Annotated in this window: 14 protein-coding genes and 1 pseudogene; 13 read left to right on the forward strand and 2 right to left on the reverse strand. The window is 55.9% G+C overall.

What is annotated here, in order from left to right:
* Window positions 1–270: 270 nt before the first annotated feature.
* From ENZ74_RS00685 to ENZ74_RS00700, 4 genes are all read left to right on the forward strand, one after another.
* Complete coding sequence (locus ENZ74_RS00685; protein ID WP_224571203.1) at window positions 271–714, forward strand: DUF269 domain-containing protein; 444 nt, start codon at window positions 271–273, stop codon at window positions 712–714.
* A gap of 90 nt (window positions 715–804) precedes the next feature.
* Window positions 805–963 (forward strand): CCE_0567 family metalloprotein, encoded by a 159-nt coding sequence (locus tag ENZ74_RS00690; RefSeq protein ID WP_224571204.1) that lies wholly within the window; start codon window positions 805–807, stop codon window positions 961–963.
* Complete coding sequence (fdxB, locus tag ENZ74_RS00695) at window positions 960–1,277, forward strand: ferredoxin III, nif-specific (protein ID WP_189367684.1); 318 nt, start codon at window positions 960–962, stop codon at window positions 1,275–1,277. The genes ENZ74_RS00690 and fdxB overlap by 4 nt, the downstream gene beginning before the upstream one ends.
* Window positions 1,274–1,480, forward strand: a complete 207-nt coding sequence (locus tag ENZ74_RS00700) for an exopolysaccharide production repressor protein (RefSeq protein WP_082826584.1) — start codon at window positions 1,274–1,276, stop codon at window positions 1,478–1,480. Before fdxB ends, ENZ74_RS00700 begins: the two co-directional genes overlap by 4 nt.
* A gap of 597 nt (window positions 1,481–2,077) precedes the next feature.
* Here ENZ74_RS00700 and ENZ74_RS00705 read toward each other — a convergent pair.
* Window positions 2,078–3,880 carry an ABC transporter ATP-binding protein gene (locus ENZ74_RS00705; protein WP_063169366.1) on the reverse strand — a complete coding sequence of 601 codons (1,803 nt, stop codon included), beginning with the start codon at window positions 3,878–3,880 and terminating at the stop codon, window positions 2,078–2,080.
* On the opposite strand from ENZ74_RS00705, the gene ENZ74_RS34305 reads away from it, so the two are divergent.
* Window positions 3,860–4,162, forward strand: a complete 303-nt coding sequence (locus tag ENZ74_RS34305) for a hypothetical protein (protein WP_127262113.1) — start codon at window positions 3,860–3,862, stop codon at window positions 4,160–4,162. The two genes, ENZ74_RS00705 and ENZ74_RS34305, sit on opposite strands and share 21 nt — an antisense overlap.
* Before the next feature lie 354 nt (window positions 4,163–4,516).
* Window positions 4,517–5,263, forward strand: a complete 747-nt coding sequence (locus tag ENZ74_RS00710) for a LuxR family transcriptional regulator (RefSeq protein WP_063169365.1) — start codon at window positions 4,517–4,519, stop codon at window positions 5,261–5,263.
* A 16-nt stretch (window positions 5,264–5,279) separates the two neighbouring features.
* Here the strand turns inward: ENZ74_RS00710 and ENZ74_RS00715 are convergent.
* A pseudogene (locus ENZ74_RS00715) lies at window positions 5,280–5,515 on the reverse strand (transposase); the annotation flags it as partial.
* A gap of 719 nt (window positions 5,516–6,234) precedes the next feature.
* On the opposite strand from ENZ74_RS00715, the gene ENZ74_RS00720 reads away from it, so the two are divergent.
* From ENZ74_RS00720 to ENZ74_RS00750, 7 genes are all read left to right on the forward strand, one after another.
* Window positions 6,235–6,951 carry an SPASM domain-containing protein gene (locus ENZ74_RS00720; RefSeq protein WP_224571099.1) on the forward strand — a complete coding sequence of 239 codons (717 nt, stop codon included), beginning with the start codon at window positions 6,235–6,237 and terminating at the stop codon, window positions 6,949–6,951.
* Between the two features lie 1,064 nt (window positions 6,952–8,015).
* Window positions 8,016–9,272 (forward strand): diaminobutyrate--2-oxoglutarate transaminase, encoded by a 1,257-nt coding sequence (gene ectB / locus ENZ74_RS00725; RefSeq protein WP_063169362.1) that lies wholly within the window; start codon window positions 8,016–8,018, stop codon window positions 9,270–9,272.
* Window positions 9,265–10,104, forward strand: a complete 840-nt coding sequence (locus tag ENZ74_RS00730; RefSeq protein ID WP_063169361.1) for a hypothetical protein — start codon at window positions 9,265–9,267, stop codon at window positions 10,102–10,104. The genes ectB (ENZ74_RS00725) and ENZ74_RS00730 overlap by 8 nt, the downstream gene beginning before the upstream one ends.
* Window positions 10,105–10,270: 166 nt before the next feature.
* Window positions 10,271–11,572: a diaminobutyrate--2-oxoglutarate transaminase gene (ectB, locus tag ENZ74_RS00735; RefSeq protein ID WP_063169360.1), complete on the forward strand. Its 1,302-nt coding sequence runs from the start codon at window positions 10,271–10,273 to the stop codon at window positions 11,570–11,572.
* Window positions 11,573–12,035: 463 nt separating this feature from the next.
* Window positions 12,036–13,865 carry an IucA/IucC family siderophore biosynthesis protein gene (locus ENZ74_RS00740; protein WP_063169359.1) on the forward strand — a complete coding sequence of 610 codons (1,830 nt, stop codon included), beginning with the start codon at window positions 12,036–12,038 and terminating at the stop codon, window positions 13,863–13,865.
* A gap of 390 nt (window positions 13,866–14,255) precedes the next feature.
* Window positions 14,256–14,822 carry a GNAT family N-acetyltransferase gene (locus ENZ74_RS00745; RefSeq protein ID WP_158515808.1) on the forward strand — a complete coding sequence of 189 codons (567 nt, stop codon included), beginning with the start codon at window positions 14,256–14,258 and terminating at the stop codon, window positions 14,820–14,822.
* A 315-nt stretch (window positions 14,823–15,137) separates the two neighbouring features.
* On the forward strand, window positions 15,138–15,272 hold a 135-nt coding region (locus tag ENZ74_RS00750; RefSeq protein WP_141245433.1), incomplete at its 3' end, for an NAD(P)-binding protein.

Below are 15,272 nucleotides of genomic sequence, written 5' to 3' on the forward strand. Positions count from 1 at the left end.
CCCGCCCAGGCGCACTTCGCAGCAATAACGTCGATGCCGCAAAAGTGCGCGGCTTGCGGCAGGTGGAATTTCCATTGCGTTTACCTCGGGTCGAACCGCGGCGCAGGCGTTCGCGCCGCGGTGAAAGGTCTCGCATTGGTGGACGTGCTCGAGGTCGGCCACGGGACACTGTTGCGTGGGATCGGCTCGCCCAAGCCATTCCCCGCCCACGCAAGCGCCCGAACCACACATCGCAGAAAAAGAGATCGTCCTTCAAGAGGAGTACTGAAATTGGGGAAAAGCGAAATTCCTCATGAACCGGTTGGCCCTGCTGTCCACGGGGACGACGAGGCCCTTGCTTCCCCGTTCGTCAAATGCCTCCTGCGGCTCATTCGTACTCAGGATTCCTTCGGCTTATGGGAAGGCCATTCGGATGCCGAGCTGCTGGCCGAGTTCATCATCACCAAGCAACAGCAACGTGCGGTACCCTTTGGCGGCGATCCCGATCCTGACGCGCTGTGGAGGCTCGACATGTTTTACACCGCCGTAGCGCTTGCGATCGAGGAGCGCTCCGGCGTGTCGACGTCGCCGACAATAGAAATGAAACCCGTGGGGGCTTCCGGCGGTTGGGCGTTCTGTCGAGACGTCCACCGGTTCGGCTTCGAGACTTTCCGCAAACTTGCTGAGGCCGGTACGAAACTGGTCGACGATGCGACTGCAGCCATTGAAGCCTAGCCCGAGATGGAGCGCATCAAGAAACCATTGTTCCAGGAAGGATCTATGTCAGACCTAGATAGGATGAGGAAAAAAGTCTGAAAGCTCCAGTTGCGTGCAGCTATTGCCAAGATGGCATTGCAGGACCTTGTCGAGGGTCTGCCGGGCAAGTGGGCCGACATACAGGAAGTCGCCGAGAAAACCCAAGCCGTTTATGCCGAGTTGGATGTTGCCAAGAGAGAACTCGCTTCAATGAAGAATTTAGGATGATGCGCACATTCACCACCCGTGACGGCTCCATTTGGATGCCGCCGTACCTGACCTCCATCGATAGCAAGACCTGCATCGGCTGCTGCCGTTGTTTCAAGGTCTGCTCGCGCGATGTCATGCATCTTCACGGCGTTGATGATGCGGGTGAAATCCTCGGCCCCTGCGATGACGAGGACGACGATTTCGACGGCAAGCTCAATCGCATGATCATGGTTGTCGATGATGCCGGCCGCTGCATAGGCTGCGGAGCCTGCGGCCGCGTCTGCCCCAAGAACTGCCAGACGCATGTTGCGGCCGACGAGCTCGCAACATGATCTGGCGAAAACCAGGAGAACGGCGTTGCACTTCATCTTTTTGTCGGCTCGTGGGGCTGGTCCTGTGCAGCAATGCGTCGATGGTTTACTTCGCTTTGGATTCGATCCGTGTGGCAGTCGTCACGACGCTGGCCTGTTCGCTGCTGCTTCAGGCCTGCTATTTCGGCTGCGTGCTCTTTTTCGCGGACGTCGATGATCTGTAGAACTGTTCATTCGCTCCGCAGAGGGCCGGCGAATCCAATCTCTTCCTAAGCCCGTTGGCCGTAATCGAAAGACACGGGGCCGGCGAGTTCGTGCTCAGCTGCCACTGTGCTAGCAAGGGAACGGAATCCAATCCCGGAGCAGATGGCCAGAGTTGAGCGAAGACTGCGGTCGGAGCTCCTGCGCTTCCGGGTCTCCAAGGGGACGACTTTGCGAACCGAAGGGACTTTGAACCGTTGACGTGGCCAGCGTGCGGTAGGTTGGGCCAGCGACAGGGATCCCGGCCGGCCGGGAAGCACCGCCCTCTCAATGTGCGTTGACTTCGCTTCCTTTGGCGAAATGTGGGTAACGGCGAGGGCCGCACTCTTCCCGGGCCGTCGACATTCCCGCCCTTTTGGTGCGTGCGCCGTTAGGCGCGACAATTCGGTGCCCGCGTGTAACTGCGCGCATTCGCCGAAGCTTAGACGTGGTGCATTCCCGCTCGCCCGTTTGGCGGACAGTTCCGGCCGTGCTGGTTTTGCCGCCTAACGCCCGCCGCTCGTCACTGCCACACCCCTCTCCGGCAACGGCTCGGCGCATCGCGCAAGCCGGTTTAGCGATCAGGCCAGGCCCTTCGCGAGTTCCAACGCCTGCCGTTCGAAGAGGCGGCGGTAAATGCCACCATCGAGATTGATCAGGGCGGCATGATCGCCGTCCTCCATGATGCGGCCACGGTCGAAGACGAGCAGCCGATCGAGCGAGCGGACCGTCGACAGCCGGTGTGCGATGACGAGTGTGGTTCGGCCCACCATCAACCGATCCACCGCTTGTTGAATGAGCACCTCGGATTCCGAATCGAGGCTCGATGTGGCCTCGTCCAGAATAAGGATCGGCGCGTTCGCGAGGAAGGCGCGCGCGATCGCCACGCGCTGGCGCTCGCCGCCGGAGAGCTTCAAACCCCTTTCGCCGACCAATGTCCCATAGCCCTTCGGCAGGGGCGCGATGAATTCGTGGGCACTTGCCAGTCGTGCCGCTTGCTCGATCTCGGCCTGGCTCGCGCCAGGCCGGCCATAGGCGATGTTCTCGGCAAGCGACCTGTGAAACAGGATCGGCTCCTGCTGCACGATCGCGATCTGCGAACGAAGGGACTCTTGGGTCACCTCCGAGACGTCCTGACCGTCTATCAGGATCCGGCCGCCGCTCAGGTCGTAGAGTCTCTGGATCAGCTTCACGAATGTTGTCTTGCCGGAACCGGAGGGTCCAACCAACCCAACCCTTTCGCCAGCTTCAATCGACAGCGAACATTCGCTATAGAGCGGCAGGGGATGGTTGGCGTAGCGGAAGTGGACGTTCTCGAAATCGATACGGCCGTTCGTGATCCGGATCGGCTTGGCCTCTGGACGATCGGCAACATCCACCTGCTGATTGTGGATGGCCACCAGTTCTTCCATATCATTAACCGAGTGCTGCACGTTGCGGACATGCATGCCGGCATCACGCAGATAGCCCTGCAGGACGATGAAGGACGTGAGAACATATGCTATCTCGCCCGGCGTTGCCTGTCCATGCGACCACAGAAGCAGGGCATATCCGACCACCGCCACCCTGAGCGCAACCAAAGTTACGCCTTGGGTTGAGCCGATGATCGTTCCGCGCACCCAGCTCCGGCGCGCGCGGTGCCGCCATTTCGTCATGATATTTGCAAGCCGCTCGTCTTCGCGAACCTCTGCGCCGAAGCCCTTGACCACAGCGTTGCAACTGACCGCGTCCGCAAGCGCGCCGCTGAGCCTTGTGTCCCATCGGTTGGCAAGGCTCGCCGCTGGCGCGACATAGCCGAGCGACAGCGAAATCGAAAACGCAAGGTAGACGAGAGAGCCGCAAGCAAAGATCACGCCCATGACCGGCCAGTGCCAGCCGAGCAGCACCGTCGAGCCGATCAAGATGACAAACGACGGGAGCAGCGTGACGAGTATCGTGCTGTTGAGGAGGTCGAGCGCCCACATGCCGCGCGTTATCTTGCGCACTGTCGAGCCGGCGAAGCTGTTTGCATGCCAGTCTGTCGAAAAGCGCTGCACATGATGGAACGCTTCGGTCGCGACGTCGGAAATCATTTTCAACACCAGGTCGCTCAGGCCAATGAAGGCGACGTGGCGCATGGCAATGCCACCGAGTGCCAATGCAATCGGTACAGAGAATGCTGCAACAGCTGAATCCGAAGCTGGTGCTGCCGCATTAGCAGCACGAGAAACAGCGTCGATGAGTCGGCCAGAATAGAGCGGCATCAACACGTCAGCCAGCGTGGAGGCGAGCATCGCGGTCATGATGATCGCGAGCCGGGCCGGCTGCCTGTTCCAGAGGCGAACAGTGAAGGCGAAAACGTCGCGACAAGTGGCGCCGCGCCCATGGACGGGGAAACGTCTCATAGTTTCCAAGCGGGCGCATCAACACGCTCGGTCCCAAAGACGATAAAAGACAAAACTGGAATTTCGACCTCCCCCATAACAGCATCAATTTTGGCGGGCAGCTCTTGCCGCCTCACGACGGTGAGTTCAAAAGTCGTGCCAACTGAGCGGGAACATCCGAAGGACAAATTCAGCAGGTTACCGAGCCTGGAGAAAGTCAGCCGCCATCCAGTCGATACGATTGCTACGGCTGCTCAACTCGGGAGATTGGAAAAGAAGGTCGATGTATCGATTGAATTTTGAGCTTGTTCTTGCCTCGATCAAATAAGTACAGTTGCAATGCAGCTTTCTCAGGCCCGGCACTTAGGTGCTGATTTCAAAAGCGCGCCGCGAATACTTTCCTGCCCATATTCCGTCAATCGAATGCTCGACTGTCGGATTGTGCGCTCCCCGACACAGTGCTGTCGGTTCGCCTCCTGGGTACCTCCCCCGTCGATTGACGACCTGAAGGAGAAGCTTCGCTCGCAAGCTGGCACGACTCTTGAGGGTACTCCAGGTGGCGGAAGGAACTCCGGCTCGAGTCCCGTTGACTTCGGATGTTGCGAGGCTGGGTTGGAGCAAACTGTGCACCAATGAGAACGCAATGAAGGAGACATCATGGAACTCCGGCGGATTGCGGTGGAGTTAGACCTATTCCTCAAGATGACTGATGATGTCGCTCAATCCGAACAGTTGTTCGAACTGTTGTCTGCGTTTGCGCTGAATTTCGATTGCCCGTGGATTGCCTATGGGCCGCTCGCATCAGAGAGGGCTTTCAAGCCGAACCGGGAGGGTTCTGTGGTGATGTGGAATTATCCTGCTGAATGGCAGGAGCGCTACTCGAGAATGGGCTATGCCAAAATAGACCCCCTCATCAAGAAAGGTCGAAAGGAGGCGGGACCCTTTCGATGGAGCGAGGTGTATACTGATGAAAACATAACTGAAGATGGACGCCGCGTCTTGGACGAAGCAGCAACATTCGGCTTGAGGTCAGGCGTTACCGTCCCATTACATGGCCCTGGTGGCAGCTTTAGGTTTGTGAGTTTTGCTCAATCCTCGGACTGCGAATTGCAGAATAGAGCGATCACCTACCTGCAAATGGCCGCGCTGCGGTTTCATCGGATGGTTACGAAGTTCGACACTACGACTGCGTCGGAACGAGCTCATAACCTGTCTCCGAGAGAAATAGAGTGCATTGATTTGGTGTCACAAGGAAAATCATCTTGGGAAATAGGAACTATTTTAGGCAGATCACGAAATACGATAGATTTCCATTTAAAAAATGTAATGCGGAAGTTGGATGCGACCAGCAGAACGGTAGCTGTTGTAAAAGCTTTGAACCTTGGGATTATCCAACCGCCGTAGGTGCGCAGCTAGTTCTCCGCCCGTAGTAGCGCGCGTGATAGCCGAGACGCTCCGGCGTGCGCTCGCTCTTCGAAGCACCCAGCGCCTCGTCCATCTCGGCCTCGAGCACCTCCTGCATCACGGCGCGAATCACCTCGTGCAATCCATCCGGCTTCGAAAGCAAAATGTCGTTGACGCTGCTACGGCGGATTTATCTTCAGGCTTGGTCCTGGTGGCGATGCTGAGTTCGCTTCGCTGAGATTGGGCGGTCATGACAGGGTGGTGTTCAATGTCACCGATTCCTGGAAGAAATTACCATCCGTATTAAGCGACTGACGATGAGTGATGTGTGTCCAAAATCTGACAGCTGTCAGAAAACATTTCGGGTTCAATACAGCGGAGCGTCTTAGCCCTGTCGGGCTTTTCGAAGCCTATCTCGCAGTAACTGCGCGCCAGGCGCACTAGCTCGGCCTTTGCTGGTCGATGTGCGGCAATATAGTGTGAGGGCTGACCCGCATGAGAACACGGAACTCGCTCGATGAAGGATGATCGACGGCATCCAGAAAGCTTCTCTCCGGCGGGTTCGAGGGTGCTGCGCGCGCATCTCGGCGACGGGCCAGCGACCAACGGTTGAGGCTACATCTCCGGAGCGAGTGATGCCTCGAAAGATGCAATGCTGTCTCTGGTCCGACGCGCTGGAAGTTTGTGAAGGGTCGGCCCGGCAAATCGGTGAACCGGGCGGCTTAGGCTGCCAAAAAGGGTAGATGTCTGCGTTGCCTCGGTAGATCAGCAGGCGGTATCAGAAAGCCAAAGGCACACGCACACCATCGTGGCGCTTCGCAGGAAGTAGATGGGAGTAATCACCAGTGATTTTACCGGAACTTCGCTCAGCAAACACAGCCGGCAGGGTTTTGGAGATAACGACGACCACGGGATGCGTCGTAGGATGTTCATATTGTCCCCAGGACAAGTTCGCGGTCCGGCAAAGAAAAGTGTCTCATGCGAGTCATCTGGATCTTGAAGATTTCAAGCGGTGTCTGGCCCGCGTACCGACTTCCGTCGACATTGGTTTTGCGGGATACTCCGAACCTTGGCTCAATCCGGACTGTACCGAAATGGTGGAGCACGCCTTCGCCAAAGGCCATGGCATCAGGATTTTTACGACGCTGGTGGGAATGAACGGGCAGGACCTGCAGCGATTGCAAGCCTTGCGCTTGGGCGTATTCGTGGTCCATGTTTTCGATGACGGCACCTACATGAACAGCCGCCTGGTCGGAGACAAGTATCGCGATCTGGTTCGTCAACTCGTCGACGCGGACATCCCCTTGATCCGATTCGTGGCCTTGGGCGAGCCCCACCCAGATATAGCCGACATTATTCCTACCGAAGCCCTGATAAAAGCGCGGCCGGTGAGCAGTAGGGGTGGAAGCGTCGACCCTAAGATCGTTGCACCACGTCAGCCAGTGGTCGGAGCCCTAACCTGCGTGGACGCACGACAGTATCGGAATGTTCTTCTTCCAAACGGCGACGTTACCCTGTGCTCTATGGATTTTGAACGGCGTCACGTATTGGGCAACCTTCTATATGAGGGTTACTCCGCTCTGTTTGAAAAGCCAGTTTTTCGCGAAATCGTCGACCGCATGAATGGAGCAGATGGTTTTCTGCTTTGCAGGATGTGTGAATTCGCCGACCCAAACGACCGGACCTGAGTGCATGCCGGCCGAGAGGGCGTGCCTGGCAGTGCGGATGGCCCCACGACAGATGCACCTGCCCGCGACGCCATCGTGTTTTCACGTTACGCCAGTATGTTCCTGTAGGCGCGGCAGTGGGCCTCGAGCATTTCGGAGACGAGCTCATCGAAAGGTCTTCGCCTTCCAACCGAGCTTGTCGGCCTGCCTAGCTTGAGGTAACGCCGATCACAGGTCAACCATCGGTCGGATGGAAACAGTGTTAGTCGATCCCGATCAGAGCTTGATTGCTTACTCACGGCTCACCTCGTCAACGCCTTCACCCTCCCGGACGATCTCCTTTTCGACTCGCCTGAAGGCAGCAGCCCAGCTGCGGCCGGGGATGGTTGCCGTCGCGGTAGTGGACGTTCTCGAAACCGATGCGGCCCTTCGCCAGCGCGTCTCCCGGTTGCTTCCGCCTGGCCTACGAACGGGCTTTCCGTCAAGGGGGTCCACGGCGGCCCCGCCCTCTTGATCCGGCGGCTCGGGCCAGTCATCGCGCAAGAGATCGGAATCCGCATTCTTCTCAAAGAGAGCGTGGCTTTCGCTGTGTCATCGGTCATCAAATAGTTTCTTGAATCAGGTTGGTGTCCGCAGCCCGAGGTTGAACGGCGAATATTGATGACCGCCGCGAAGCCGCTCGCTCGCTACGGCGCTATTGAGGAGCGCGCTCGCGAGCGGCTTCGCTACCGCCGAGCGACACAACCTCTGGCGACGCGACCCTGCTGATCTCCTTGGACTCATTCATTTGTCCGGAGCGCTATGGGCAGCGAAGGGTGGGTACGTCAACTACCTGATGCCATAGTAGCGATGCTTTCGCGGAAGCTTTAGAAGCCATCCTGTTGCAGCACATTCGAAAGCATCCGAATGGAGGGCAACGCAACCCAACAATATTTGATGAGGATGCCGGCATCACCAGACCAAACCCAGACCAAACAAAGCTGCCTCCGGCATTCTGCTTCAACGTTAAGCGACGAACATCTGCCGCAAACCACTAGCCATTAAACAGCTCTCTTCTTTGAAAGACTATGTGCAGAGGACTTGATATGGACACCGACGCTTTCACGGCTCATGAATCTAACGTTCGTCGTTATTGCCGGGCGTTCCCCACCGTCTTTACGAAGGCCCTTGGGGCGACGATCTGGGACGAGACGGGTAAGCCCTTTATCGATTTCCTGGTGGGTTCCGGCGCACTCAACTACGGGCACAACAATCCGGATATTATGGCGCCAGCGATTGAATATCTCGTCGGTGAGAACATTCTTCTGTCGCTTGATATGCATACGGCGGCAAAGCGTGACTTCATTGAAGGGTTCGTCGATTGGATCCTGAAACCCAGAGGCCTTTCGTACAAGATTCAGTTTCCCGGGCCGACCGGCACGAACGCCAACGAAGCGGCGCTGGCGCTGGCGCGAAAATACACCGGCCGCTCGAGCGTCATGGCCTTTACGAATGCGTTCCACGGCATGTCGCTCGGCTCTCTAGCGGTGTCGGGCTCGGCCTCAACCAGGGAACTGGGAGGCGTCGCTCGCCACGATGTGATCCGTGTTCCCTATGACGGCTATCCGAGCCAAGCTTTCGATTCCGCCAGTTACATCGACAGCGTTTTGAGCGACCCGGGGAGCGGCATAGAAAAGCCTGCCGCAATCATTCTGGAGACCATCCAGGCCGAAGGCGGCATGAACGCCGCATCCGCAGCTTGGCTCACGGAAATTCAGCGCATTTGCCGTACGCACGGCATTGTTTTTATCGTCGACGATATTCAGGCGGGTGCGGGCCGAACTGGCGATTTCTTCTCATTCGAGTCCGCGAAAATCGAACCGGATATTGTGTGTCTTTCCAAGTCCCTAAGCGGTTCAGGTAGTCCGTTGTCCATCGTTCTGATTCGACCCGACTTGGACATATGGAAGCCCGGAGAACATAGCGGGACCTTCAGAGGCAACAATTTCGCCTTCGTGACGGCAGGAGCCATGTGCAAGATGTGGTCGGATAGGAAATTTACTGCAGGTGTCGAGCGGACAGCCGTCAGGCTGCAAACGCACCTCGATCGCCTGGTTGCGAAATTTCCAAGATACATCGAACAGAAGCGCGGCCGCGGTCTGATGGCCGGCCTGAAATGCCGTTCACCGGCAGTTGTCGGCCGCGTGCACGATGTCGCATTCGAAAATGGCCTTCTTATCGAATCCTCGGGGCCAAATCGCGACGTTATCAAAGTCCTCCCACCGATAACCATCACCGATGCCGAACTCGATCGTGGCATCACCATCCTTGAACACGCACTACAGGAGCAAGACAATGCCTAGTCAGATATCTCAAGTGCCAGCCATCTCGCCGGTTTCGATCAAAGAACGGACCGGGTCGATCAACACGGCGGAGATCATCTCGGTCCTGAAAGGTGAGCTCACCGCTCTGCACATCAAGCAAGCTTTCAGCACCGAAGTAGCCGAGGAGATCACTACGAACTTTATTGGAAGCTCTGGTCTCAGAGAGCGTAAAGATGGTGTGCCCGGACAATATGTCGGCGCATCTCACTACAGGAAGGATGCAGCCACCTATTTCGCAGACGCCGAAAACGCGCGGCCGTACGTCGATGCCCTTTTTAAGAATTTGGTTGACCCGGTTCGAGCAGTATTCAGGGCGTTGAAGCGAGAGCTTCACAACCAGGGAATCGAATTGCGGCTAGCCCGTTCCGAACACGGCCAGGCCAATGTTTGTCGCGGCCTCAGTTGGTCGGGCACAGGCACATTTTCCTTGGATCCCCACGACGACGTCGCTCAAGTCTTACGTGCTGGCGATGATTACGAGCTTTCTGCGGTGGCGCACAATACGGTCGCAGCGCTCAACCTCTATCCCAGCATGCCTGAGGAAGGCGGCAATCTGAAGCTCTGGAGCCACAAGCCGACGGTTGCGGACCGGATATCGCAAGGTGTGGAGACCACTGGATATCCCTATTCGGCAGCCTATCTGGAAGCCGTCCCTTGCCGCGAGTTCGAGCTCAAAACCGGGGATATCGCCCTAATCGATGGCGGCTTCGTTCACGGGGTTACCGGTCAATTAGGCGACGGAAAGCGTCGCCTAGTGCTGAATTGCTTTTTCGGATTTGCGCGGCCTGATCTTGTTCTCTGGTGGACGTGACGTTGGACCTCGCAGCGATCGACTGGCTTGGGCCGTGAGTTGGCGTGGCCAGGCGTGTGACTGCTCATGCTGCCGTCATACAAGCCGAACCTCGAACCGATTGAAATGGCCTTCGCCAGACAGTTTGGGCTGATGCCTTTGCAGGCTACAATTCAGGACTCGCCCTATGAAGAAGCAGTTTACTCCTACAAACGATGTAAGCCTCGCGATCTTTGATCGTCTTGAGTCTGAGGTGCGGAGCTACGTCCGTGCGTTCCCAGTTCTGTTCGATCGAGGCGTCGGCACTGCCCTCATAGCTACAGACGGTCGGGAATACATCGACTTCTTGGGAGGCGCGGGAGCCTTGAATTACGGGCACAACAACCCAGCCTTCACGCGGGCGTTGTTGGACTACATTGCGCGCGACGGAATTGTGCACGGGCTCGACCTTGCTACGACCGCCAAGAAGGCCTTCATCGAAGCTTTTGAGCAGTTTATTTTGAAGCCCCGCGGTCTGTCTTATAAATTGCAATTTACTGGCCCCACAGGTACGAACGCGGTCGAGGCGGCTCTGAAGCTAGCTCGCCAAGTGACCGGCAGGTCAAACATCGTTTCGTTTACGAACTCGTTTCACGGAGTCAGCGCTGGGGCGTTGGCGGCAACCGGAAACACGAAGTTCCGAGATGCTGTCGGCTTTCCCCTCGCGCACGTGACATCGTTGCCGTACGAGGGCTATCTCGGCGCTTCAGACACGATCGAGTATTTCGAGAAGCTTCTCGATGATCCTAGCAGTGGTCTCGGCAAACCCGCTGCGGTGATCCTAGAAGCAGTGCAGGGCGAAGGCGGTGTCAATGCTGCTACCGTTGAATGGCTGCAACGGCTGCGTGATCTGACCTCTCGGCACGAGATCCTGATGATCCTCGATGATATTCAGGCTGGTGTCGGTCGCACAGGGAAATTCTTCAGTTTCGAGGCGGCTGAGATCGTGCCGGACATCGTTACCCTGTCAAAGTCGTTGTCTGCAATTGGAACGCCTATGGCCCTTGTCCTCATGAAGCCTGAACTTGATGTCTGGACGCCGGGTGCGCACACCGGCACGTTCAGGGGCAACAACTATGCTTTCGTCACTGCTCGTGCGGCCCTTGAGACTTACTGGTCCGACTCCAAGTTTGAAGATGAGATTGCTCGCAAATCAGCCATCTTGGCTCAAGAACTCAAGTCGATCGCAGACGACTTCCCCAGCCTTGCTCTGAATGTCCGAGGCCGCGGCTTGATGTATGGACTCGTATCACCAAAGCACCACTCATTGCCGGGGCTCATTTCCCGGGAAGCTTTTCGTCGCGGCTTGGTGATCGAGATCGCTGGCTCGTATGGTGAGGTGCTCAAGTTCATGACAGCCCTTACCATAACCGAGGCTGAACTGCGCCGTGGTCTGTCGATCGTACGCGACAGCATTGGCGCGGTGCAGGACAGCATTTCAGCGGAGTAGGCATTCACTCAGTCCCCCCTACCCAGTCTGGGCTTATCAAGCAAAGGAAATTCCGCTTTAGACGTATGCGATTGTATGGAGACGGACAGCAAAAATGGACACTCGGAGAGCTCAAACAATGGACACCGACCGCTTGACGTGATCGAACGACAGTACGGCATGTGCAAATCAATACACACTTCTTGCTCGTTGCAAGATGAAGGACGACGTCCAGGGCCGGTGAAACCGGTATTCTAATATATTATATAAGTAAGATGGTAATATTGCTGGTTTATCACGAGCGAAGACGAACGGTACACAACACATTAGAAATTAACTTGTATAAGAGGTCCGGTATTTCTTATCCTTTCTGATGAAAAATAGAACGGATTTTGTGCGACGTCGAAGTTTGGCGAGACGAGTGTAAGGCGCGTTCGCGAACCTTACACCGTTACGTTCTGAAGGAGTTGAGATCGTGAGTGATATGACAGCCCGAGACGATGAGATAAGCCTAGCCGAACGCGTAACGCAGCATTTGAAACCGCATTTATGGGCAAAGGCCAACCGGCTCCTTATCCGTAAAGCAATCAGCGAATTTGCACACGAGTTGCTAATTGCTCCTCGACTCCAGCGAATGGAAGGCGACTGGGGGAAGTATGTGCTGGAAAGCGAGACCCCTGGGTTGGAGTATTGGTTCCAGGCTCGGCGCCTCCTGCTAGATCACTGGCAAGTGGACGCCGGCTCTCTGGAGAAAAGGATTGAGGGCAGGCCGGCCCCCCTGGATGCGCTTGATTTTGTTATTGAGTTCAGCCGCCATCTTGGCATAAAGGAAGAGATGATGCCGGTTTACCTGCAGGAGATCAGCAGCACGCTGTATGGCAGCGCGTACAAGCAGGCCAAAACAGAGATATCCGCCGCAGAACTGGCTTTTGCCGATTACCAGATCGTTGAGGCTGGCATGACGGAGGGCCACCCGACCTTTATCGCGAATAACGGTCGCATTGGCTTTGACGCGCTCGACTATAGTCGCTATGCGCCGGAGGTGGGCAGTTCGATAAGACTCATATGGCTGGCCGTCCATAAAGAAATGGCAACGTTTAAGTCCATTTCAACGCTCGACTACGACCTTCTCATGCACGAGGAACTCGGTCGACAGGCGCTGGAACAGTTCGACGCAGCGTTGCGTCAAAAGGGACTAAACTCGACCGATTACATCTATATGCCAGCGCATCCTTGGCAATGGTTCAATCGGCTCTCAACTATCTTCGCGGCGGATATCGCCAACCGGCACATTGTCTGCCTAGGCCAGGGGAAGGACATATATCATGCCCAGCAATCGATCCGCACACTTTTCAATATAAGCGATCCGCATAAACGGTACGTGAAAACGGCGCTGTCGATACTTAACATGGGGTTTATGCGCGGCTTGTCACCGACACACATGCTGGCGACGCCCGCCATCAACGAATGGTTGAAGAATTTGCTCGACAGTGACTCCTATTTAGCCGCCAACGGCTTCAGCATCCTTCGCGAGGTCGCGACGATTGGCTATCGCAATCGTTGTTTCAACACCGCCCTCAAGAAGGACTCCCCTTACAAGCAGATGCTTTCTGCGCTGTGGAGGGAAAGCCCCCTTCGGCAGTTGAAAGAAGGGGAACGTCTGATGACAATGGCGTCGCTGCTTCATGTCGATTACAATGGTGAAGCACTCGTGACAGCCCTCATCAATGCCTCGGGGTTAGACGCCGCCGCTTGGCTACGCCGCTATTTTGAATCTTATCTGGCGCCGCTTCTCCACTGCTTTTATGCTTACGATCTAGCGTTTATGGCACATGGAGAAAATATAATTCTAGTTATGAAAGATCACGCTCCGACGCGAGTTATCATGAAAGACATTGGCGAGGAGCTTCGTATTCTAGGCGGAGATCTCAACGTGCCGGAGGAGATTAAGAGGATCTGCATTCAAGTAAATCGCGACATGAAGCACGACTTCATTTTCACCGACGTTTTCGACTGCTTCTTTCGTTACTTGGCTGTAACACTCGAAGAACATCTTGATTTTCCGTCGACACACTTCTGGCAGCTCGTAAGCGAGTCCATCCTTGGCTACCAGACGAAACATCCGGAATATGACGAAAAATACAGGCAGCATGACCTATTCGCTCCAGAATTTCTGCGACGATGTATGAATCGACTGCAGATACAAAAAAACCAGCAAATGGTGGACTTCGGTGATCCGGGAGAATACCTGCACACCGTCGGCACGCTGAAGAACCCACTGGCGGGCATTCGCAAAGTGACCAGTGCAGGTTAAGCTTGAAGGAGGCGCGTATTTTAAATGAACAATGTAGTTAGCCGGTTTTGGGCCAATACCATACCCCCCCCTTGGGGTAAGCAACCCCTTGCGTAAACGCCGCCGCAGCATGTTGCGCGTATCAGGCGCCCGCTCACCAGCGCGTCGCCTGCTTCCATTCTGAAAGGAGGCGCCTAATTTTTTTATCGCCTTCGGGCCGGCTTTCCAGGTGCCGTCAACACTGACACGGTTAGGCGCCCAAAGCTTGATTTGTGTAGACCTCGCTACCTTAAGCATAAACCTCGTCGAACGCCTTCAATCAAGCACTGCGGCCTTGACGCTCATGCTAGGAGATCATGGCCGCGTTGGAGGTAAGTGCGGCTCTAACTTATGGCTAGAAGGGAGCTTCTCATGTACATTCTAGAAACGCCGCGCCTAATCCTAAGGCCACCGTCGCATAGCGACGAGCTTCTTCTACATGAGCTTCATAGCGATCCATTTGTGGTAAATGCCATGTGGGATGGAGTCTATCCGACCCGAGAGCAATCGAAAGCTAAACTACAACAGTTCATCCATCATTGGCAGAGCAATGGTTTCGGCTTATGGATGGTGTTCGTAAAAGGCGAAGGCCAAGTCGGAAAATTCGCAGGCTACTGTGGATTGATGTACAGTGGCCCGTATCTGCCCGAAGATCCCACTAATGTGGAAACCGTATCGTGCCTCCACCTTGCGTCTTCCGGTAAGGGGATCGCCGCAGAGGCCGGCAGGGCAGCGATCCAGTTTGCTTTCGAGAACCTAACGCTCGAGAAGGTCACTTCATTCATTCGCCCAACGAACACGCGTTCGCTTCGGAAAGCACCGAAAGTAGGCCTTCGCTATGTAAGAGACCGGGTCTACAATAACGTAGTTATGCGATATTTTGAAGTGACAGTCTTGACTGCTGTAAAAATCGAAAAAGTCGTCGTTATCTCTTGTTAGTATCATTGTTTCTCGGAAGACGGTGATGCAAGAAACCGTAGGCGAGCGCTGCTCTCGCCCTACGAACTTGCAATCATTCACACCGACGCACCGGCGTGTCCGGAGATGCATGTGCCCTGGAATTGAGAGCTTGTCGGTTCAGAGATAGTTCAGATGGGTCGCTCGGTCTCGCTTCGGGCATGCCCTCGACCGATTTGGCGATCAAATCGCTCCGTTACAGACGGCATGATGTGGAGCTGCCGCGCCGTAAGTGACCATATCTCAGGCGGTAGGAGGAGCGCTTTGCTGAAGAAGCCCATCACACTTGGTACCTTGATGGGGAGTTGCGTGGTTTTCGATTATATCGTCGTGGGTGGTGGCTCCTCTGGATGCGTGATGGCGAGCAGGCTCTCCGCCTATGGCGCTCGCGTGCTGCTCATTGAAGCTGGCCCTGATACGCCGCCGAATGCC

It is taken from the genome of Mesorhizobium sp. M7A.F.Ca.CA.002.15.2.1 (assembly GCF_003998715.1).
In the GTDB taxonomy this organism is placed as follows: domain Bacteria; phylum Pseudomonadota; class Alphaproteobacteria; order Rhizobiales; family Rhizobiaceae; genus Mesorhizobium; species Mesorhizobium ciceri.

Excerpts from the sequence above, each read along its gene's own strand:
- fdxB (WP_189367684.1), top strand. The coding sequence starts at position 960 with ATGATGCGCACATTCACCACCCGTGACGGCTCCATTTGGATGCCGCCG.
- ENZ74_RS00700 (WP_082826584.1), top strand. The coding sequence starts at position 1,274 with ATGATCTGGCGAAAACCAGGAGAACGGCGTTGCACTTCATCTTTTTGT.
- ENZ74_RS34305 (WP_127262113.1), top strand. The coding sequence starts at position 3,860 with ATGGACGGGGAAACGTCTCATAGTTTCCAAGCGGGCGCATCAACACGC.
- ENZ74_RS00705 (WP_063169366.1), bottom strand. The coding sequence starts at position 3,880 with ATGAGACGTTTCCCCGTCCATGGGCGCGGCGCCACTTGTCGCGACGTT.
- ENZ74_RS00710 (WP_063169365.1), top strand. The coding sequence starts at position 4,517 with ATGGAACTCCGGCGGATTGCGGTGGAGTTAGACCTATTCCTCAAGATG.
- ectB (WP_063169362.1), top strand. The coding sequence starts at position 8,016 with ATGGACACCGACGCTTTCACGGCTCATGAATCTAACGTTCGTCGTTAT.
- ENZ74_RS00730 (WP_063169361.1), top strand. The coding sequence starts at position 9,265 with ATGCCTAGTCAGATATCTCAAGTGCCAGCCATCTCGCCGGTTTCGATC.
- ectB (WP_063169360.1), top strand. The coding sequence starts at position 10,271 with ATGAAGAAGCAGTTTACTCCTACAAACGATGTAAGCCTCGCGATCTTT.
- ENZ74_RS00740 (WP_063169359.1), top strand. The coding sequence starts at position 12,036 with ATGACAGCCCGAGACGATGAGATAAGCCTAGCCGAACGCGTAACGCAG.
- ENZ74_RS00745 (WP_158515808.1), top strand. The coding sequence starts at position 14,256 with ATGTACATTCTAGAAACGCCGCGCCTAATCCTAAGGCCACCGTCGCAT.